The following is a 20,141-nucleotide window of genomic DNA, read 5'->3' as shown; positions in this document are numbered from 1 at the left end:
CGGGCGGTGAATTTCGGACGACGCTCCGCGCAGGTCGGGCCGTCGAATTCGTCGTCGGGCCGATGTGAAGACCATGTGACTAGACCGTTACGCGGCCCGGGGTTGACCCCGTGGGTGTTATCGCTAACACTAACTCCTCGTCGTCACCGGAACAGGTGATGCCGACCATGTCGACGCGGACGAAAGGGGACGCCGGTGGCCGAACGACCCCGCTCCGGCGGCCCCCTGAAGGCCACTTCGGCCGGGACGCGGCAGCCCAGCCTGACCGACGTCGCGGGCGTGGCCGGCGTGTCCCACATGACCGTGTCCCGGGTGATCAACGGGACCGGTCCGGTGCGCCCCGAGACCCGGGCCCGGGTGCTCGCGGCCATCGAAGAACTGGGCTACCGGCCCAATTCCGCGGCCCGCGCGCTGGTCACCGGGCGGACCGGCACGCTCGGCGTCGTCGCACTCGAGTCCAATCTGTACGGTCCGGCCAGCACGCTGTACGGCATCGAGAACGCCGCCCGGGAAGCCGGGTACGCGATCACGATCTCGAGCGTCAGCCGCCCCGGCCGGTCGTCGATCGCCGACGCGGTGGAGAACCTGCGCCGCCAGGCGGTCGAGGGCGTCATCGTGATCGCGCCGCACGTCAGCGCGGGGCGGGCGCTGGAAGCCGCGCCCGCGGACTTCCCGGTCGTCGCGGTCGGCGGCGGGGAGGCGGCACCGGTGCCGGTCATCTCCGTCGACCAGCGCGACGGCGCCCGCCGCGCCACCGAGCACCTGCTGGCGCTGGGCCACCGCACGGTGTGGCACATCGCCGGGCCGGAAGACTGGCTGGAAGCCCGCGACCGCGAGCTCGGCTGGCGGGAAACCCTGGAACGCCACGGCGTCGGGGCCCCGCGGGTGATCCGCGGCGACTGGAGTTCGCGGTCGGGGTACGAGGCGGGGCGATCCCTCGCCGGGGAAAAGGATCTGGACGCCGTCTTCGCCGGCAACGACCAGATGGCACTGGGCCTGCTGCGCGCCTTCGCCGAAGCGGGCATCTCGGTGCCGCGGGACGTGCGCGTGGCGGGCTTCGACGACGTCCCCGAGGCGGCGTACTTCACGCCGCCGCTGACGACGGTGCGCCAGGACTTCATCGAAGTCGGACGGCGTACGTTCGGCCTGCTGGCCGGGCGGATGGACGGAGGCGACCGGCGCGCGCGCGCCCTGGTCGTCCCCGAGTTGATCGTGCGCGAGAGCACCGGACCGCGGTAGCGCGGCGGCCGGCGCGGACCCTGCGGTCCCGAGGGATTGTTAGCGCTAACACGCAATTTGTTCCACGCAATTGCTCCACCGAGTTCCCCCACACAGGTTTTCCCACAGATCACCGTCGATCGAGGAGTGAACGTGCTGAAGAAGCGATGGGCCGCCGCGGCGGCCGCGGCGGCCGGACTCGTGCTGCTCACCGCCTGCGGGAGTGGCGGTTCGTCCGGCGGTTCGGGCGGGGCGATCACGCTCGGCTTCGCCCAGGTCGGCGCCGAGAGCGGCTGGCGGACGGCGAACACCAAGTCCATCCAGGAATCGGCGAAGACCGCCGGGATCGAGCTGAAGTTCTCCGACGCGCAGCAGAAGCAGGAGAACCAGATCTCCGCGATCCGCTCGTACATCCAGCAGAAGGTCAAGGTCATCGCCTTCTCGCCGGTCGTCGAGTCCGGCTGGGACACCGTCCTCAAGGAGGCGAAGAACGCCAACATCCCGGTCATCCTGACCGACCGCGCGATCGACTCGCCGGACAAGTCGCTCTACAAGACCTTCCTCGGCTCCGACTTCATCGCCGAGGGCAAGAAGGCGGGGGAGTGGCTGACCAAGGAGTTCGGCAGCGCCACCGGCCAGGTCAACATCGTCGAGCTGCAGGGCACCACCGGCTCGGCGCCGGCCAACGACCGCAAGAAGGGCTTCGCGGACGTCATCGCGGCGGACCCGAAGTACAAGATCGTCGCGTCGCAGACCGGTGAGTTCACCCGCGCCAAGGGCAAGGAGGTCATGGAGGCCTTCCTGAAGTCCCAGCCGAAGATCGACGTCCTCTACGCCCACAACGACGACATGGCCCTCGGCGCCATCGAGGCCATCGAAGCCGCCGGCAAGGTCCCGGGCAAGGACATCAAGATCGTCTCGGTCGACGGCGTGAAGGACGCGCTGACGGCGCTGGCCGACGGCAAGATCAACCACGTCGTCGAATGCAACCCGCTGCTCGGCCCGCAGCTGATGGACCTGGTCAAGAAGGTCGCCGCCGGCGAGCAGGTGCCCGCCCGCATCGAGACCCAGGAGACCGAGTTCGACCAGGCGTCGGCCAAGGCCGCGCTGCCGCAGCGGCAGTACTGAGAGGTCCCCGTGTCCACCGAAATCCTGACCATGACCGGGATCCGCAAGGAGTTCCCCGGCGTCCTCGCCCTCGACGGCGTCGACTTCCGCCTGTTCCCGGGCGAGGTCCACGCGCTGATGGGGGAGAACGGCGCCGGCAAGTCCACCCTGATCAAGGTGCTGACCGGGGTCTACGGCGTGGACGCGGGCACCATCACCCTCGCCGGGACCGCCGTCTCCTTCGGCGGGCCCGGCGAGGCCCAGCAGGCCGGCATCAGCACGGTCTACCAGGAAGTCAACCTCTGCCCGAACCTGTCGGTGGCGGAAAACGTCTGCCTCGGCCGGGAACCCCGCCGCTTCGGCCGCATCCAGTGGGGCCCGATGCGGCGGCGGGCCGAGGAACTGCTGGCCCGGCTGGACGTCCACGTCGACGTCTCGGCCGAGCTGTCCACCTGCTCCATCGCGGTGCAGCAGCTGGTGGCGATCGCCCGCGCGCTCGACGTCGACGCGCGGGTGCTCGTCCTCGACGAACCGACGTCCAGTTTGGACACCGGCGAGGTCGAGCAGCTGCTGAAGGTCGTCCGGTCCCTGCGCGAGAGCGGGATGGCGATCCTGTTCGTCTCCCACTTCATCGACCAGGTCTTCGCCATCGCCGACCGGATGACCGTGCTGCGCAACGGAAAGCTCATCGGCGAGTACAAGACCGTCGACATCACCCCGGTCGAGCTGGTCACCCGGATGATCGGCAAGGAGCTCCAGGTCCTCGAGGACCTGGAGGACTCCGGCCCCAGCCGCGCCGAAGTGGCCGGCGCTCCCGTGCTGCTGGCCGCCGAAGGCCTCGGCCGCAAGGGTGGCGTCGAGCCGTTCGACCTCGCCATCCACCAGGGCGAGGTGGTCGGGCTGGCCGGCCTCCTCGGCTCCGGCCGCACCGAACTCGCCCGGCTGCTCTTCGGCGCCGACCACGCCGACAGCGGCTCGGTGCAGGTCGACGGCGCGACGACTTCGCTGCGGACCCCGCGGGCCGGGCTCGACCACAAGATCGCGTTCCTCTCGGAGAACCGCAAGGCCGAAGGCCTGGTCGAGGAACTGACCGTCCGCGAGAACATCGTGCTGGCGCTGCAGGCCTCCCGCGGCTGGGCACGGCCGCTGTCGCGCCGCCGCCAGGACGAAATCGCCGAGAAGTACATCAAGGCACTCGACATCCGGCCCGCCAACCCGGAAGCCCTGGTGGGCAACCTCTCCGGCGGCAACCAGCAGAAGGTGCTGCTGGCCCGCTGGCTCATCACCGAACCGCGGCTGCTGATCCTCGACGAGCCCACCCGCGGCATCGACATCGGCGCCAAGACGGAGATCCAGCGGCTGGTCACCCAGCTCTCGGGTGACGGCATGGCCGTCGTGTACATCTCCGCCGAACTCGAAGAGGTCCTGCGGCTGAGCCACCGGGTCGTGGTGCTGCGGGACCGCAAGGTCGTGGCGGAGCGGGAAAACCAGGCGCTCACCGCGGACGACATCATGGCCACGATGGCCGAGGGGGTGCAGGCATGACCCGCTTGACGAAACACCGGCTCTTCTGGCCCGTGGTGGCCCTGCTGGTGCTGCTGCTGGGTGACCTGATCGCGAGCCCGTCCTTCTTCAAGATCGAGCTGCGCGACGGGCACCTCTACGGGAACCTCGTCGACATCCTGAAGAACGGCGCGCCGCTGATCCTCATCGCGATCGGCATGACGCTGGTGATCGCCACCCGCGGCATCGACCTCTCGGTCGGCGCGGTGGTGGCGATCAGCGGCTCGCTCGCCTGCCTGTGGATCAGCGACAACCCGGACGGCGCGGGCACGACGCTGGTCGCGTTCGGACTGGCACTCGGCCTCTCGCTGGTGCTCGGGGTGTGGAACGGCTGGCTGGTCGCGGCGCTGGGCATCCAGCCGATCATCGCGACGCTGATCCTCATGGTCGCCGGCCGGGGCATCGCGCAGCTGATCAGCGGCGGGCAGATCATCACCGTCAACTCTCACTCGTTCGAGTGGATCGGCAGCGGGTTCCTGTTCACCCTGCCCAGCGCCATCCTCATCGCGCTGGCCGTGTTCGTGCTGGCGTCGGTGCTCGTCCGGCGCTCCGCGCTCGGCCTGCTCGTCGAGGCCGTCGGCGGCAACCCCGAAGCCAGCCGCCTGGCCGGGCTCCGCTCGGCGCGGCTGACCTGGCTCGTCTACGTCTTCTGCGCGCTCTGCGCGGGCATCGCCGGGCTGATGATCAGCGCGAACGTGCACAGCGCCGACGCCAACCACGCCGGGCTGTTCATCGAGCTCGACGCGATCCTCGCCGTCGTCGTCGGCGGCACCCAGCTGACCGGCGGCCGGTTCTCCCTCGGCGGCGCGGTGATCGGCGCGCTGCTCATCCAGACGCTCACCACCACCGTCTACGCACTGGGCATCCCGCCGGAGTCGATCATGCTGTTCAAGGCCATCGTCGTGCTGGTGGTGTGCCTCCTGCAGTCGCCCGCGTTCCGCCGCCGGTTCCGCAGGCGGGGAGCCCGCCCGGTCGCCCCGGCGCCCACCCCCGCTCCGGAGAAGGTCGAGGTCACCGCATGACCACCCTCGCCCGCGTGAAGGGCTACCGGCCGCAGCAGCGGCACGTGCCGATCCTCGCGACGCTGGCGCTGCTGATCGCCGCGTACGTGTTCGGCGCGGTCCAGTACGAGGCCTTCGGGTCCGGGCAGGTCATCCTCGACCTGTTCATCAACAACGCCTTCCTGCTCGTGGTCGCGGTCGGCATGACGTTCGTGATCCTCACCGGCGGCATCGACCTGTCGGTCGGCTCGGTGGTCGCGCTGTCCACGGTGATCTCCGGCGACCTGATGCAGAAGCACGGCTGGCCGGCGTACGCGGCGATCGCCGTGGTGCTGGTGGTCGGGGCGGTACTGGGCGCCGGGATGGGCGCGCTGATCCACTTCTTCGAGATCCAGCCGTTCATCGCGACGCTGATCGGGATGTTCTTCGCCCGCGGCCTCTGCTACACGATCACGACCGAGGCGTACTCGATCGACAACGCCACGATCGCCACCCTGGCCCAGACGCAGCTCCCGCTCGGCGGGGAGCTGCACATCTCGATCAGCGTGGTGGTCGCGCTGGTGGTCGTCGCCGCGGCGGCCTACGTCCTGGCCTTCACCCGGTTCGGGCGCACGGTCTACTCGATCGGCGGCAACGCGCAGTCCGCGATGCTGATGGGTCTCAAGACCGGCCGCACGAAGATCGCGGTGTACACGATCAGCGGGGTCTGCTCGGCGCTCGGCGGGCTGCTGCTGGTGCTCTACAAGTCCTCGGGCGACCCGCTCAACGGCGTCGGCCTGGAGCTGACCGCGATCGCCGCGGTCGTCATCGGCGGCACCATCCTGACCGGTGGTTCCGGTTACGTCCTGGGCACCGTGCTGGGGATCATGGTGCTGGGCATCATCCAGACCCTGATCACCTTCGACGGCACCCTCAACTCCTGGTGGACCTCGATCATCACCGGGGCTCTCCTGTTCGTGTTCATCGTCCTGCAGCGTCTCGTCACCCGACGGACCCGCTGAAAACCCCGAGGGAGAGTCATGCTCCGCAGACTGCGGCGGCCCACGGCCGTGCTCGCCGCGCTGGCGCTGTGCTCCGCCGTGCCCATCGCGGCGGCGCCGGCCGCCGCGGCCGACACCGACCCGGCCCTGGCGGGGCACTGGACGTTCGACGACGGCAGCGGGACGACCGCCGCCGACACCGCGGGCAGCCACCCGGCCACGTTGACCGGGGGAGCGGGCTGGGGCCCGGGCATCCGCGGCGGGGCACTGACGACCGACGGCGCGAACGGTTTCGCCGACGCGGGCGCGCCGGTGCTCGACACGACGAAGAGCTTCTCGGTGAGCAGCTGGGTGAAGCTGGACAAGACGTCGGGCTTCCAGACGTTCGTCAGCGTCGACGGCGCCCAGGTGAGCAACTTCTTCCTGCAGTTCCGCGACGACTCGCGCCGGTTCGCCTTCACCCGCCTGGCCGGGGACGCTCCGGCCGACGGTGTGGTGGCGGGCGCGAACTTCGATCCCGTGGCGGGCCAGTGGTACCAGCTGGCCGGTGTGTACGACGCCGCCGCGTCGACGTTGTCGCTGTACGTCGACGGCACCCGCCAGGCGACCGTCGCTGCGCCCACCAGCTGGGCGGGCACCGGGCACCTGGTGATCGGCCGCGGCAAGTACGGCGGCAACCCGGTGGACTTCGTCGACGGCTCGATCGACGACGTGCGCGCCTACTCGGGCCCGCTGTCCGCCGCGGACGCCGCCCGCCTGGCCACCGCCGGGCACTGGCGCCTCGACGAGGGCAGCGGCACCACGACCGCGGACGACTCGCTCGACGCGCGCACCGCCACGCTGACCGGCGGCGCGGGCTGGGGTGACGGGGTCGTCGGCCCGCACGGCGTCGCGCTGAACGGCACCGACGCCGCGGTCGACGTCCCGGCGCCGGTCGTGGACACGGCGCAGAGCTTCTCGGTGTCGGCGTGGGTCAAGCCCACCGCGGCGACCGGCTTCCGGACCGCGGTGAGCGTCGACGGCTCGGCGATCAGCGGCTTCTACCTGCAGCGCGCCGCCGACGGCCGGTTCGCCTTCACCCGGCGCGCGAGCGACGGCGATTCGGCTTCCTCCTCGGCCGTGTCGACGCTGCCCGCGCAGGCCGACCAGTGGCAGCACGTGGTCGGCGTCTACAACCGGGCAGCCGGCACGCTTTCCCTGTACGTCAACGGAACGCTGCAGCAGAGCGTCCCGTTCACCACGCCGTGGACCGCGGCCGGGCACCTGGAGATCGGCCGCGGCAAGTGGGCGGGCAGCCCGGTCGACTGGTTCGACGGCGGCATCGACGACGTCCGCGCGTATCCGACGCCGCTGACCGCCTCGGCCGTGGCCGCGCTGGCGGCCGGTGGTTCGTGGCACTTCGACGAAGGGACCGGCACGGTCGCCCGGGATGCCTCGGCCAACGCGGCCGACGGCACGCTCCGCGGGGCCACCTGGACCGCCGGTGCGGCCGGCCGGGCCGTGCAGCTCGACGGCAAGTCCACTGTGGACATGGGCAGCTCGCCCGCGTTCGACACCGGCACCGGCTCGCTCTCGCTGGCCGCGTGGTTCCGCACCACCGCGGCGGGCACCCTGGTCGACCACGGCGACGGCTACGCGCTCGGCGTCACCGGCGGCAAGCTCACCGCCCGGGTCGGCACGATCCAGGTGACCACCACCGGCGGCGGCCTCGCCGACGGCGCCTGGCACCACGCCGCCCTGGTTCTCGACCGGGCCGCCCAGCGGCTGACCGTCTACGCCGACGGCGACGCGGCCGCGGTCACCAGCACCTGCGGCACGCCGGCCGGCACGACGCTCGACGTCTCCGCCTGCCCGGCTTCGGGCACCGCGGCGGCGCCGTTCACCGTCGGGGCCGGGTTCACCGGGGCGGTCGACGAGGTCGAGCTGCGCCGCTTCCCGCTGACCGCCGCGCAGATCGGCGCCCTCGCCGGAGCGAACCAGCTGGCCGTCGACGCCAACGTCGTCCGCGCGAACACCCGGCCGACGACGTACGGCTCGATCCTCGAAGACATCAGCCACTCGGTCGAAGGCGGGCTCTACGCCGAACTCGTCCGCAACCGCACGTTCAAGGAGGGCTACCAGCCCGGCAGCGGCGCGGGCGACACGCCGGTGCCGTACTGGTCGCTGCTCACTTCGGCGGGGGCGGCCGGCACCTACGCGGTCGACACCGCGAACCCGCTCAACACCGCGCTCGACCGCTCGCTGAAGCTGCACGCCGACACCGTCCCGCCCGCGGGCCGGGTGGCGGCCGCGAACGTGGGCTTCTACGGCGTCGCCGCCAAGCCGGCCACGAAGTACACCGGCAGCTTCTTCGCCAAGGGCAGCTGGACCGGCGCGGTCCGGGTCAGCCTGGAGAAGCCGGACGGCACGGTCCTGGCGAGCAAGGACGTCCAGCCGGTCGGGGCCGGGTGGGCGCAGCAGACGTTCAGCTTCACGACGCCGTCGACGATCACCGCGTCCACCGACAACCGGATCGTCGTTTCGCTGCTCAACAAGGGGAAGAAGGCCCTGAGCGGGGACGCCTGGTTCCAGCAGGTGTCGCTGTTCCCGCCGACCTTCAAGAACCGCCCCAACGGCGTCCGCGCGGACCTCGGGCAGAAGCTCGCGGCGATGAAGCTGGGCCTGTTCCGCGTCCCGGGCGGCAACTACCTCGAGGGCAACACGCTCGACACCCGCTTCGAGTGGAAGAAGTCCATCGGCAAGCTCGAAGAGCGGCCCGGCCACCAGAACACCGCGTGGGGTTACTGGTCCACCGACGGCTTCGGCATCCTCGACTACCTGAAGCTCGCCGAGGACATCAGCGCCCAGCCGCTGCTCGCGCTGTTCGCCGGCTACACGTTGAACGGCCAGCACGTCAGCCAGGCCGACTACCCGCAGTACGTCCAGGAGGCCCTCGACGAAATCGAGTACGCCATCGGCGACAGCTCCACGACGTGGGGTGCCAAGCGGATCGCCGACGGGCACCCGGCGCCGTTCGACCTGCACTACGTCGAGGTCGGCAACGAGGACTGGTTCGACGGCTCGGGCAGCTACGCCTGGCGCTACACGGACATGTTCAACGCCATCAAGGCGAAGTACCCGCAGCTGACCGTCGTCGCCACCACCGGCGGCCTGCAGGGCGGGGCCGCGTCGGCCACGCCGGGCATCCGCCCGGACGCCGCGGACGACCACTACTACCAGTCGCCGCAGTGGTTCACCGACAACTCGACCCGCTACGACACCGCCGACCGGTCCGGCCCGGACATCCTCGTCGGCGAGTACGGCGCCCAGGACGGCAGGCCCACCGGCACGCTGGCCGCCGCCATCGGCGAGGCCGCGTTCCTCACCGGCCTCGAACGCAACAGCGACGTCGTCATCGGCTCGATGTACGCGCCGGTGCTGGTGCAGGAGAACCAGTCCAACTGGCCGGTCAACCTGATCGGCTTCGACGCCGGGACGAGCTACGCCTCGCCGTCGTACTGGGTGCAGCAGATGTTCTCCAGCACCTTGGGCAAGCAGATCGTGACCAGCCGCCTCAACCAGGGCAGCCCCCTGCGGCAGGTGGTCAACGTGACCACGAAGAGCGGAAGGAAGACCTTCACGGTCAAACTCGTCAACCCGTCCGGTCAGGTGCAGACCGCCCGGCTGTCGCTCACCGGCGTCACCGCCGTCGACGGCACCGGGACACTCACCACACTCACCGGCGATCCGGCGGGGCGCAACAGCCTCGCCGCGCCGACCGCCATCGTGCCGCAGACCAGGGAGATCACCGGGCTGGCCGCGACGTCGAAGCTGACGCTGCCGGCCAACTCGGTGACGACGCTGGTCCTCACCGGCCGCTAAGACCCCGGGACGCGGCGCGTACACCGCCGCCCGCGCCGCGTCCCGGTCACCAACCAGGAGGGAAGACACCGTGGGAGAACCACTCACCGTCGGCGTCGACTTCGGCACCCTGTCCGGCCGCGCGGTGGTCGTGCGCGTGGCCGACGGGGCCGAGCTCGGTTCCGGCGTCTTCGAGTACCCGCACGGGGTGCTCGACGAGACGCTGCCCGCGACGGGCCGCGCGCTGCCGCCGGAATGGGCGCTGCAGGTGCCGGCGGACTACGTCGGGGTGCTCCGCAACGCCGTACCGGCGGCGCTGCGGGACGCCGGCGTCGACCCGGGCGACGTCGTCGGCATCGCCACCGACTTCACCGCGTGCACGATGGTGCCGACGACCGCGGACGGGACGCCGCTGTGCGAGCTGCCCGAGTTCGAGGGCAACCCGCACGCGTACGTGAAGCTGTGGAAGCACCACTCGGCGCAGCCGCAGGCCGTGCGGATCAACGAGCTGGCCCGCGCCCGCGGCGAAAAGTGGCTCCCGCGCTACGGCGGGCTGATCTCCTCGGAGTGGGAGTTCGCCAAGGGACTGGAGGTCTTCGAAGAGGCGCCCGAGGTCTACGCCGCGATGCGGCACTGGGTGGAGGCGGCGGACTGGATCGTCTGGCAGCTCACCGGCACCTACGTGCGCAACGCCTGCACCGCCGGCTACAAGGGCATCCTGCAGGACGGCCAGTACCCGAGCCGCGACTTCCTCCGCGAGCTCGCCCCCGGTTTCGAGGACTTCGTGGCCGACAAGCTGGAGCACCCGCTGGGCCAGCTGGGCTCCCGTGCCGGGTCCCTGTCGGCGGAGGCCGCCGGGTGGACCGGGCTGCCCGAAGGCATCGCCGTGGCCGTTGGCAACGTTGACGCCCACGTCAGCGCGCCCGCCGCCCAGGCCGTCGAACCGGGGCAGATGGTGGCGATCATGGGCACCTCGACGTGCCACGTGATGAACGGCGCCGAACTGCACGAGGTGCCGGGCATGTGCGGCGTCGTCGAAGGCGGCATCGTGCCAGGGCTGTGGGGCTACGAGGCGGGCCAGAGCGGCGTCGGCGACATCTTCGGGTGGTTCGCCGAGCACTTCGCCGACGCCTCGCACGAGGAGCTCACCCGGCTCGCGGCCCAGCAGGAGATCGGCGAACACGGCCTGATCGCCCTGGACTGGCACAGCGGCAACCGGTCGGTGCTGGTCGACCACGAGCTCTCCGGCGTGGTCGTCGGGCAGACGCTCGCCACCCGCGCCCACGACGTCTACCGCGCGCTGCTGGAGGCCACCGCCTTCGGCACCCGGAAGATCATCGAGACGTTCAACGCCGCCGGGGTCCCGGTCACGGAGCTGATCATCGCCGGCGGCCTGGCGAAGAACGCGCTGCTGATGCAGATCTACGCCGACGTCACCAACCTCCCGCTGTCGGTGATCGGCTCGGCGCAGGGGCCCGCGCTCGGGTCGGCCATCCACGCGGCCGTCGCCGCCGGGGCGCACGCGGACATCCGCGCGGCCGCCGCCGCGATGGGCTCGGTCGAGCGGGCGGTGTACCGGCCGGTGCCCGCGCACGTCACCGCCTACGACGAGCTGTACGCCGAATACACCGAGCTCCACGACTACTTCGGCCGTGGCGGCAACGATGTCATGCACCGCCTGGCCGCCCGCAAGCGAGCCGTCGCGAAAGGACGGTCCTGATGTCCCTGACCGGTGAAGTGCTCGACACCGTCGCCGAACTGCGGGACACGGTGGCGAAGCTGCACGGCGAGCTGACCCGCAACGAGCTGGTCATCTGGACCGCGGGCAACGTCTCGGCCCGCGTCCCCGGCCGGGACCTGCTGGTCATCAAGCCCTCGGGGGTGTCCTACGACAACCTCTCCGCGGACACCATGGTGGTCACCGACCTGCACGGCGAGCTCGTCGAAGGCGACCTCGCGCCGTCGTCGGACACCGCCGCGCACGCCTACGTCTACCGGCACATGCCGGAGATCGGCGGGGTGGTGCACACCCACTCGACCTACGCCACCGCGTGGGCGGCCCGCGGTGAGCCGATCCCGTGCGTGCTGACGATGATCGCCGACGAGTTCGGCGGCGAGATCCCGGTCGGGCCGTTCGCCCTGATCGGCGACGACTCCATCGGCCGCGGCATCGTCGAAACGCTTCGCTCCAGCCGCTCGCCGGCGGTGCTGATGCGCAACCACGGCCCCTTCACCGTCGGCCGCACCGCGCGCGACGCGGTCAAGGCCGCGGTGATGGTCGAGGACGTGGCCCGCACCGTCCACAAGTCCTTCGAGCTCGGCACGCCCGAACCCCTCCCGCCCGAGGACGTCGACCGGCTCTACGCCCGGTACCAGAACGTCTACGGCCAGCACTGACTTCCCAAGGAGAACGATGACTTCGGCATCGAAACCCCAGCTCTGGTTCCTCACCGGGAGCCAGGCCCTCTACGGCGAGGAGACCCTCGAGCAGGTCGCCGGCCAGTCGCTGCGCATCCAGCAGCTGCTCACCGCCTCCGGCGCGCTCCCGGCCGAGATCGTCGGCAAGCCGGTGCTGACCGAGGCCGCGTCGATCCGCCGCGTGCTGCAGGAGGCCAACGCCGACGCCGCCTGCGTCGGCGTGATCGCGTGGATGCACACCTTCTCGCCCGCGAAGATGTGGATCACCGGGCTCGACGCGCTGCGCAAGCCGCTGCTGCACCTGCACACGCAGCTCAACGAGACGCTGCCGTGGGCCACCATCGACATGGACTTCATGAACCTCAACCAGGCCGCGCACGGCGACCGGGAGTTCGGGTTCATCCAGACCCGCCTCGGCGTGCCGCGCAAGACGGTGGCCGGGCACGTGTCCGACCCGGCCGTGGTCGCGCGGATCGACGCGTGGGCGCGGGCCGCGATCGGCGCCGACCACCTGCGCAACCTGCGGCTGGCCCGCTTCGGCGACAACATGCGCGACGTCGCCGTGACCGAGGGCGACAAGGTCGAGGCCGAACTGCGCTTCGGCGTCTCGGTCAACACCTACGGCGTCAACGACTTGGTCGAGCTCGTGGACGCGGTGTCCGAAAAGGACACTGTGGACTCGCTGGTGGGGCGCTACGCCGACGAATACAACGTTGTGCCGGAGCTCGCGGCCGGGGGAGCGCGGCACGAGTCGCTGCGGTACGCCGCGCGCATCGAAGCCGGGCTGCGGAAGTTCCTCACCGACGGCGGGTTCGGGGCGTTCACCACGAACTTCGAGGACCTCGGCGGGCTCCGCCAGCTGCCCGGTCTCGCGGTGCAGCGGCTGATGGCCGACGGCTACGGCTTCGGCGGCGAGGGCGACTGGAAGACCTCGGCGCTGCTGGCCGCGGTCAAGGCGATGAGCGTCGGCCGTGACCGTGGCACGTCCTTCATGGAGGACTACACCTACCACTTCGGACCCGGCAAGCCGAAGATCCTGGGCGCGCACATGCTCGAGGTCTGCCCGAGCATCGCCGCCGCCAAGCCGTCCTGCGAGATCCACGCGCTGGGCATCGGCGGCCGCGAAGACCCGGTCCGGCTCGTGTTCGACGCCGCCCCCGGCCCGGGTGTCGTGCTCGGCCTGGTCGACCTCGGCGACCGGTTCCGGCTGGTGGCCAACGAGATCGACGTCGTCACGCCGGACGAGCCGCTGCCGAACCTGCCGGTCGCGCGCGCGGTCTGGGAGCCGGCGCCGTCGCTGTCGACGTCCGCGGAGTCCTGGATCACCGCGGGCGGCCCGCACCACACCGTGCTCACCCAGGCCGTGAGCACGGAGACCCTTCGCGACTTCGCGAACCTGCTGGGCGTGGAACTCCTCGTCATCGACAAGGACACGACGCCGCACGATTTCGCCGACCGCATCCGCTGGAACCAGGCGTACCACCGGCTCGCTCAGGGCTTCTGAGAAAGGAAGAAGGAACGATGAAGTTCACCAGAGGAATCGCGGCGCTCGCTGCCGCGGGGCTCGCGCTGACGTTGTCGGCGTGCGGCTCGTCCCAGAAGACCGCGGACCAGGCGGCGCAGTCGAGCGCGAGCGCGGCGGGCGGCCTGGTCGGCGTCACCATGCCGACGAAGTCGTCGGAGCGCTGGATCCACGACGGCGACAACATCAAGGCCGCACTGGAGAAGCTCGGCTACCAGGTCGACCTGCAGTACGCCGAGAACGACATCCCCACCCAGGTGAACCAGATCGAGAACCAGATCACCAAGGGCGCCAAGCTGCTGGTCATCGCCTCGATCGACGGCACCGCCATCACCACCCAGCTGCAGGAGGCGGCCGACAAGAAGATCCCGGTCATCGCCTACGACCGGCTGATCCGCAATTCACCGAACGTGGACTACTACGCCACCTTCGACAACTTCAAGGTCGGCGTCGAGCAGGCCAACTCGCTGGTCAAGGGCCTCGGTGACGGGGCGGGTCCGTTCAACATCGAGCTGTTCGCCGGTTCGCCGGACGACAACAACGCGACCTTCTTCTTCAACGGCGCGATGTCGGTCCTCAAGCCCCTGATCGACAGCGGCAAGCTGGTCGTCAAGAGCGGCCAGACCGACTTCGCCCGCGCGGCCATCCTGCGCTGGGACCCGGCCACCGCGCAGCGGCGCATGGAGGACCTGCTCACCAAGACCTACACCGGTGGCGCGAAGGTCCAGGGCGTGCTGTCGCCGTACGACGGCCTGTCCATCGGCATCCTCTCGGCGCTGAAGAGCAACGGCTACGGCACCGCCGGCCAGCCGTACCCGATCGTCACCGGCCAGGACGCCGAGGTCGCCTCGGTCAAGTCCATCATCGCCGGTGAGCAGTACTCGACGATCTTCAAGGACACCCGCAAGCTCGCCGACACCACCGTCAAGATGGCCGACGCGGTGCTCAAGGGCGGCAAGCCCGAGGTCAACAACACCAAGGACTACGACAACGGCAAGAAGGTCGTCCCGTCCTACCTGCTGCAGCCGGTCACCGTGGACAAGACGAACTACCAGAAGGAACTCGTCGACTCGGGCTACTACACGGCAGGTCAGCTGAAATGACCGAACTGCTCGGCATGCGCGGGATCACCAAGACCTTCCCCGGGGTCAAGGCGCTGTCGGACGTCAACCTTTCCGTGCGCCGCGGGGAAATCCACGCGATCTGCGGGGAGAACGGCGCCGGGAAGTCCACCCTGATGAAGGTGCTCTCGGGCGTCTACCCGCACGGGAGCTACGACGGCGAGATCACCTTCGACGGGCAGCGGTGCGAGTTCGGGTCGGTGCGCGACAGTGAACGGCGCGGGATCGTGATCATCCACCAGGAACTCGCGCTGTGCGGTCAGTTGTCGATCGCGGAGAACATCTTCCTCGGCAACGAACAGCAGAAGCGGGGCTGGATCGACTGGAACCGCACCAACCACGAGGCCGGCGCGCTGCTCAAGCGCGTCGGCCTCGCCGAAAACCCCACGCGGGCGGTGCAGGAACTCGGTGTCGGCAAGCAGCAGCTGGTCGAGATCGCCAAGGCACTGTCCAAAGAGGTCAAGCTGCTGATCCTCGACGAGCCCACCGCGGCGCTCAACGACGACGACTCGGCCCACCTGCTCGAGCTGCTGCGCGGGCTGCGGGACGAAGGCGTCACGTGCGTGATCATCTCGCACAAGCTCGGCGAGGTGACCGCGATCGCCGACAACGTCACGATCCTGCGTGACGGCCGGACGATCGAGACCCTCGAAGCGGCGGGGCTGACGGAAGAGCGCATCATCACCGGCATGGTCGGGCGCGACCTCGAGCACCGGTTCCCGCCCCGGGAGCCGGAGATCGGCGAAGAGGTGCTGCGGATCGAGGACTGGACGGTGCACAGCCCCACCCAAGCCGGGCGGGTCGTCGTCGACCGCGCGTCGCTTTCGCTGCGGCGCGGGGAGATCGTCGGACTGGCCGGCCTGATGGGCGCCGGCCGCACCGAGCTCGCGATGAGCGTGTTCGGCCGGTCGTGGGGCAAGGACATCTCCGGCCGGATCTTCAAGCACGGCGAGGAGATCGAAATCCGGACGGTGCAGGACGCCGTCCGGCACGGGATCGCCTACGCCACCGAGGACCGGAAGCGCTACGGGCTCAACCTGATCGAGGACATCCAGCGCAACGTGTCCGCGGCCGGGCTGGGCAAGCTGGCCAAGCGCGGCTGGGTCAACGAGCACGCCGAGCACGACACCGCCAACTCCTACCGCCGTGATCTGCGGATCAAGGCGCCGAGCGTGCAGAGCGTGACCGGGAAGCTCTCCGGCGGCAACCAGCAGAAGGTCGTGCTGGCCAAGTGGATCTTCACCGATCCGGACGTGCTGATCCTGGACGAACCGACCCGCGGCATCGACGTGGGCGCGAAGTTCGAGATCTACACGATCATCAACTCCCTCGCCGCGCAGGGGAAGGCCGTGCTGGTCATCTCCTCCGAGCTGCCGGAGCTGCTCGGGCTCTGCGACCGGATCTACGCGCTCTCGGCGGGGCGGATCACCGGCGAAGCCCAGCGCGAGGAAGCCACCCAGGAACTGCTGATGCAGTACATGACTAAGGAACGGGAATGACCACGACCGAAGCGCGGCCCGACGCGCCCCCGGTTGAGCGCTCCAAGCGGAGGATCTCGATCAACCCGCGCCAGAGCGGCATCTACGTCGCGTTCGCGCTGATCGTGGTGCTGTTCGAGGTGCTCACCGGTGGCGCGCTGCTGGAGCCGCAGAACATCTCCAACATCATCGTGCAGAACAGCTACGTGCTGATCCTCGCGATCGGGATGATCCTGGTGATCATCTCGGGGCACATCGACCTGTCCGCCGGGTCGGTGGTCGCGATGACCGGCGCGGTGTCGGCGGTGCTGATGGTGAATTCGCACGTGCCGTGGTTCCTCGCGGTGCTGATCACCCTCGTCGTCGGCGCGGCGATCGGCGCGTGGCAGGGGTACTGGGTCGCCTACTTCGGCATCCCGGCGTTCATCGTGACGCTGGCCGGCATGCTGGCGTTCCGGGCGCTGACCCTGACCGTGCTGGGCAACCAGGGCATCGGCCCGTTCCCGGACGCGATCCGCACGCTGTCCAACGGCTTCACCGACGGCTACCTCGGCAACATCGGCCTCGGCCCGCTCGGCGGCGCCGACCTGGTGTCGCTGCTGGCCGGCGTGGCCGCGGTGGCCGGGATCGTGTTCACCCAGTGGCGCAAGCGGATGGGCAGGCTGGGCTACGGCCAGGACGTCGACCCGTTCCCGCTGTTCGTGCTGAAGCTGGCCGGGATCGCGGTGCTGGTGCTGGCGCTGGTCGTGCAGCTGGCGCGGTTCAAGAACCTGCCGTGGGTGCTGATCCTGCTGGCCGTACTGGTGCTCGGCTACTCGCTGGTGGCCGGGAAGTCGGTGTTCGGCAGGCACATCTACGCCGTGGGCGGCAACCTGCAGGCCGCGACGCTCTCGGGCGTCAAGGTCAAGCAGGTGACGTTCTGGATCTTCGTCAACATGGGCGTCCTGGCGGCGCTGGCGGGCATCATCTTCGCCGGCCGGCTGAACCAGGCGGGCCCGACGGCGGGCGTCAACTTCGAGCTGGACGCGATCGCGGCGGCCTTCATCGGCGGCGCGGCGGTCCAGGGCGGCGTCGGCAAGGTGGTCGGCGCGATCACCGGCGGCCTGATCATGGCGGTGATCAACAACGGGATGTCCCTGATCGGCGCCCCGAGCGAGCGGGTGATGCTGGTCAAGGGCGTCGTCCTGCTGGCGGCCGTGGCCTACGACATCTGGACGAAGCGCCGCGCCGCTTCCTGACCAGGTTCGCCCGCGAAGGCCGCCTCGGGGTGCACGCCCCGAGGCGGCCTTCGCCGTGGCGTGGCCGCGCCGGGAACCGGCACGGCCACCCGCGGGACTACTGGTTGCAGCGCTTGCCGGTGTTGATGCAGTTGACGACCTGGTTCATCAGGCGCTGGCCCATGACGTTGGCGAAGTCGTCGTGGTCCGAACGCGGGTTGTGCTTCTCCTGGGCGAAGGCGTCCACTTTGTACTGGCCCTTCACCTGGATGTCGTGCGGGATGTTGTAGACCAGCTTGATCACCAGCTGCGGCACGTTCTTGAACCCCTGCGGGCACTTGCCCTGCTGGTCGGCGAACACGATGTGCGTGCGGTGGTTGGTGCTGTCGATGTTCTTGCCGTCCCAGCAGTTGGGGAAGGCGTGGATGCGCTCGACCTTGCTGTTCTGCGGGCAGATCGGGTAGTGGTCGGTCAGCCGGTCCTCGAAGCCGGTGCAGGTCCAGCTGGGCCGGGCGTTGGCCGGGCCGTTGGTGCTCTGCTTGGCGTCGCCGTAGAGGATCCGGAGGAACTGCGGCATCGCGACGACCTTCTGCGCGCCGCCGCTGGTGAACGTGATCGTCGCCGACTGGACGCGCTGGATCTCGCCGTCGTTGTCGCCGACCTCGTTCTTGTCGTTGACGCCGGGCAGTTCCGCCGCCTGACCATTGCTGTTCTGGCCGCCGTTGTCGAGGCCGCCCTTGCCGTTCTGCTTGAGCGCGCACTGCGCGAGCCCGCCGAGGTTCGTCGGCTTCGCGGCCCGGCGGCCGATCGCGATGGCGATCCGGTCGATGGTGGCGGCGCGCTTGTCCTTGAGCGGGCCGACGACGGCGTTCTGGATGTCCTGCGGCGTCTTGAGGTCGCCGTTCGCGATCCGCTTGTTGGCCTCGTCGATCTGCTTGTCGAGCAGGTCGAGGTTGCGGTTCACCTCGTCCATGGCCTGGTCCGGGACGTCGGGCAGCTTGCTCGCGACGTCGGGGCAGTCGACCTGGGTGCTCGCCTTGTCCTTGGCGCTGCCCGCCCGGTCGGGCTGGGTGGCGGGCGGGTTCTTCTCGGCGTCGCCGGTGTCGATGCGCACGACCGGCCAGAAGTACGCGGACTTGTCGCCGTTCTTGCAGGTGGTGCCCGCCTTGACCAGGCTCTTGTTGTTCGAGTCGGCGTTGGTGGAGAGGTTGCCGACGTAGTCGTGCAGGTGCTGGGCACCGTTCTTGATCCCGGGCTGGGCGATGAAGTTGTCCGGGTTGAAGTGCTGGTTCTCGTTGCGGCCGCAGTCCACGGTGAACGTGCCTCGCGCGCCCTTCTGCTGCAGCGCCTTGTTCACGTTGATGCCCGAAGGGACCTTCGCGATGTCGATGAAGAACGACGGGTCGGCCTCGTCGGCGCTCGCCTCGCCGGTGCGCCCGGCGGTCGTCGCGACGACGATGCCGCCGACGGCCAGCGCGAGCGCCAGGCCACCGGTCGCGATCTTCGTGCGGCGGGTGATGCGATGTCTGCCCGTGGCGGGGGTGCGGGAAGTATTCCGGGCCATGTTCACCTCGTTCGGTTGTCCGGGCACGCCGAAGAAAGCCTGCGCACCCGGTCTGGAGACGCGCGGAACCCGGGGAGTGAGCATCGGGCGCGGGTATCGGGGGAACCCGCCCGGTGTCACTGGTTCCGGCATTGGGGGGAACGGCCGCCGTCGGGGACCGGTTCAGCACGTTACCTTTTCGTTATTTATGGAAGGTGAACAAAGTTCACGTCTGTCTCTGTGATCGCTAACATGCATCGCATGCCCGTGGACGACGCAGGTCCCGACGGCCCCCTCCGCGCGCGGCCCCTCCGGCGTCGGGGCACGCTCGGGGTGATCGCGACCGGAGCCTCGGCGTCGGGGCCCGTCCTGCACGGCCTGCGCGCCGCCGCCCGCGAGCAGGAGTACGCACTGAGCGTCTTCAGCGTCTCGAGTGCCAGTGGCCCCGCGGTGCTCGCCGCGGTGGCCGGTCTGCAGCTGCAGGGTGTGGCGGGGATCGTGGTGCTCGACGGGCACCTGCTGGCCGAGCTCGCCCCGGTCGCCGCCATTCCGCTCGTCCCGGCGGCCTCGACCGACCAGTACGCAGGAGCCCGCCAGGCGACCGAGCACCTCCTGCAGCTCGGCCACGCGACGGTCTGGCACCTCGGCGGCCCGGAGGAAGGGCCGGTGGCCCGTGCGCGCGAGCGGGGCTGGCGCGAGACGCTCGAACGCCACGGCGCGGAGGTGCCGCCGGTGGTCCGCGGCGACTGGTCCGCCCGGTCGGGTTTCCGGGCCGGCCAGTCCCTGGCGGTCGAACCCGGGGTGGGCGCGGTGTTTTCGGCGAACGATCACATGGCACTGGGGCTGCTGGCAGCGTTCACCCAGGCGGGCATGCAGGTCCCGCGCGACGCCCACGTGGTCGGCTTCGACGACGTCCCCGAGGCGGCGTACTTCGCCCCACCGCTGACGACGGTCCGCCAGGACTACCTGGCGGCGGGCCGCCACACCCTGGCCACGATGGCGGCCCGCCTCGACGGTGTCGCGGTACCGGCGTGGGCGACGGTCGAGGCCGAGCTGGTGGTGCGGGAGAGCAGCCGCTGCCTCAAGGGTGCCTGAGCCGCATCCGGCGGATCCGCCGGGTGTGGTCCGGAGAG

Annotated in this window: 14 protein-coding genes; 13 read left to right on the top strand and 1 reads right to left on the bottom strand. The window is 70.2% G+C overall.

The features are described 5' to 3' along the window. The first annotated feature begins 195 nt into the window (after positions 1-195). The 12 genes from HUT10_RS03755 (at position 196) to mmsB (ending at position 17,486) form a co-directional block, all read left to right on the top strand. Positions 196-1,239, top strand: a complete 1,044-nt coding sequence (locus HUT10_RS03755; RefSeq protein WP_176169874.1) for a LacI family DNA-binding transcriptional regulator — start codon at positions 196-198, stop codon at positions 1,237-1,239. Between the two features lie 126 nt (positions 1,240-1,365). Continuing rightward, positions 1,366-2,346, top strand: coding sequence for an ABC transporter substrate-binding protein (locus HUT10_RS03750; RefSeq protein ID WP_176169873.1), 981 nt, complete (start codon positions 1,366-1,368; stop codon positions 2,344-2,346). A 30-nt stretch (positions 2,347-2,376) separates the two neighbouring features. Further along, positions 2,377-3,870 (top strand): sugar ABC transporter ATP-binding protein, encoded by a 1,494-nt coding sequence (locus HUT10_RS03745; RefSeq protein WP_254897429.1) that lies wholly within the window; start codon positions 2,377-2,379, stop codon positions 3,868-3,870. Further along, on the top strand, positions 3,867-4,910 hold the full coding sequence (locus HUT10_RS03740) for an ABC transporter permease (protein ID WP_176169872.1): 1,044 nt from the start codon (positions 3,867-3,869) through the stop codon (positions 4,908-4,910). The genes HUT10_RS03745 and HUT10_RS03740 overlap by 4 nt, the downstream gene beginning before the upstream one ends. Further along, entirely contained in the window at positions 4,907-5,890 is a 984-nt protein-coding gene (gene yjfF / locus HUT10_RS03735; RefSeq protein WP_176169871.1) for a galactofuranose ABC transporter, permease protein YjfF, read from the top strand. The genes HUT10_RS03740 and yjfF overlap by 4 nt, the downstream gene beginning before the upstream one ends. 18 nt (positions 5,891-5,908) lie before the next feature. Next, positions 5,909-9,730, top strand: a complete 3,822-nt coding sequence (locus HUT10_RS03730; protein WP_176169870.1) for a LamG-like jellyroll fold domain-containing protein — start codon at positions 5,909-5,911, stop codon at positions 9,728-9,730. A gap of 70 nt (positions 9,731-9,800) precedes the next feature. Then, entirely contained in the window at positions 9,801-11,429 is a 1,629-nt protein-coding gene (gene araB / locus HUT10_RS03725; protein ID WP_176169869.1) for a ribulokinase, read from the top strand. Then, positions 11,429-12,106 (top strand): L-ribulose-5-phosphate 4-epimerase, encoded by a 678-nt coding sequence (locus tag HUT10_RS03720; protein ID WP_176169868.1) that lies wholly within the window; start codon positions 11,429-11,431, stop codon positions 12,104-12,106. Before araB ends, HUT10_RS03720 begins: the two co-directional genes overlap by 1 nt. A 16-nt stretch (positions 12,107-12,122) precedes the next feature. Then, complete coding sequence (araA, locus tag HUT10_RS03715) at positions 12,123-13,631, top strand: L-arabinose isomerase (RefSeq protein WP_176169867.1); 1,509 nt, start codon at positions 12,123-12,125, stop codon at positions 13,629-13,631. A 17-nt stretch (positions 13,632-13,648) separates the two neighbouring features. After that, positions 13,649-14,752 carry a multiple monosaccharide ABC transporter substrate-binding protein gene (chvE, locus tag HUT10_RS03710; RefSeq protein WP_176169866.1) on the top strand — a complete coding sequence of 368 codons (1,104 nt, stop codon included), beginning with the start codon at positions 13,649-13,651 and terminating at the stop codon, positions 14,750-14,752. Beyond that, positions 14,749-16,269: a multiple monosaccharide ABC transporter ATP-binding protein gene (gene mmsA, locus HUT10_RS03705; RefSeq protein WP_176169865.1), complete on the top strand. Its 1,521-nt coding sequence runs from the start codon at positions 14,749-14,751 to the stop codon at positions 16,267-16,269. Before chvE ends, mmsA begins: the two co-directional genes overlap by 4 nt. Beyond that, positions 16,266-17,486, top strand: coding sequence for a multiple monosaccharide ABC transporter permease (gene mmsB, locus HUT10_RS03700; RefSeq protein ID WP_176169864.1), 1,221 nt, complete (start codon positions 16,266-16,268; stop codon positions 17,484-17,486). Before mmsA ends, mmsB begins: the two co-directional genes overlap by 4 nt. Positions 17,487-17,583: 97 nt before the next feature. Here the strand turns inward: mmsB and HUT10_RS03695 are convergent, their stop codons facing one another. Continuing rightward, a complete protein-coding gene (locus HUT10_RS03695) occupies positions 17,584-19,029 on the bottom strand; it encodes a DUF1996 domain-containing protein (protein ID WP_176169863.1) in 1,446 nt (481 codons plus the stop codon). Positions 19,030-19,269: 240 nt separating this feature from the next. Between HUT10_RS03695 and HUT10_RS03690 the strand changes: the two genes are divergently transcribed. Further along, entirely contained in the window at positions 19,270-20,103 is an 834-nt protein-coding gene (locus HUT10_RS03690; protein ID WP_176169862.1) for a substrate-binding domain-containing protein, read from the top strand. Positions 20,104-20,141: the final 38 nt, after the last annotated feature.

This window comes from Amycolatopsis sp. Hca4 (genome assembly GCF_013364075.1).
In the GTDB taxonomy this organism is placed as follows: domain Bacteria; phylum Actinomycetota; class Actinomycetes; order Mycobacteriales; family Pseudonocardiaceae; genus Amycolatopsis.
The sequence above is the reverse complement of the archived record's forward strand: the minus strand, read 5'-3'. Positions and strand labels throughout refer to the sequence as shown.

Excerpts from the sequence above, each read along its gene's own strand:
- araA (WP_176169867.1), top strand. The coding sequence starts at position 12,123 with ATGACTTCGGCATCGAAACCCCAGCTCTGGTTCCTCACCGGGAGCCAG.
- HUT10_RS03740 (WP_176169872.1), top strand. The coding sequence starts at position 3,867 with ATGACCCGCTTGACGAAACACCGGCTCTTCTGGCCCGTGGTGGCCCTG.
- chvE (WP_176169866.1), top strand. The coding sequence starts at position 13,649 with ATGAAGTTCACCAGAGGAATCGCGGCGCTCGCTGCCGCGGGGCTCGCG.
- HUT10_RS03730 (WP_176169870.1), top strand. The coding sequence starts at position 5,909 with ATGCTCCGCAGACTGCGGCGGCCCACGGCCGTGCTCGCCGCGCTGGCG.
- HUT10_RS03690 (WP_176169862.1), top strand. The coding sequence starts at position 19,270 with ATGCCCGTGGACGACGCAGGTCCCGACGGCCCCCTCCGCGCGCGGCCC.
- mmsA (WP_176169865.1), top strand. The coding sequence starts at position 14,749 with ATGACCGAACTGCTCGGCATGCGCGGGATCACCAAGACCTTCCCCGGG.
- HUT10_RS03745 (WP_254897429.1), top strand. The coding sequence starts at position 2,377 with ATGACCGGGATCCGCAAGGAGTTCCCCGGCGTCCTCGCCCTCGACGGC.
- HUT10_RS03695 (WP_176169863.1), bottom strand. The coding sequence starts at position 19,029 with ATGGCCCGGAATACTTCCCGCACCCCCGCCACGGGCAGACATCGCATC.
- mmsB (WP_176169864.1), top strand. The coding sequence starts at position 16,266 with ATGACCACGACCGAAGCGCGGCCCGACGCGCCCCCGGTTGAGCGCTCC.
- yjfF (WP_176169871.1), top strand. The coding sequence starts at position 4,907 with ATGACCACCCTCGCCCGCGTGAAGGGCTACCGGCCGCAGCAGCGGCAC.
- HUT10_RS03720 (WP_176169868.1), top strand. The coding sequence starts at position 11,429 with ATGTCCCTGACCGGTGAAGTGCTCGACACCGTCGCCGAACTGCGGGAC.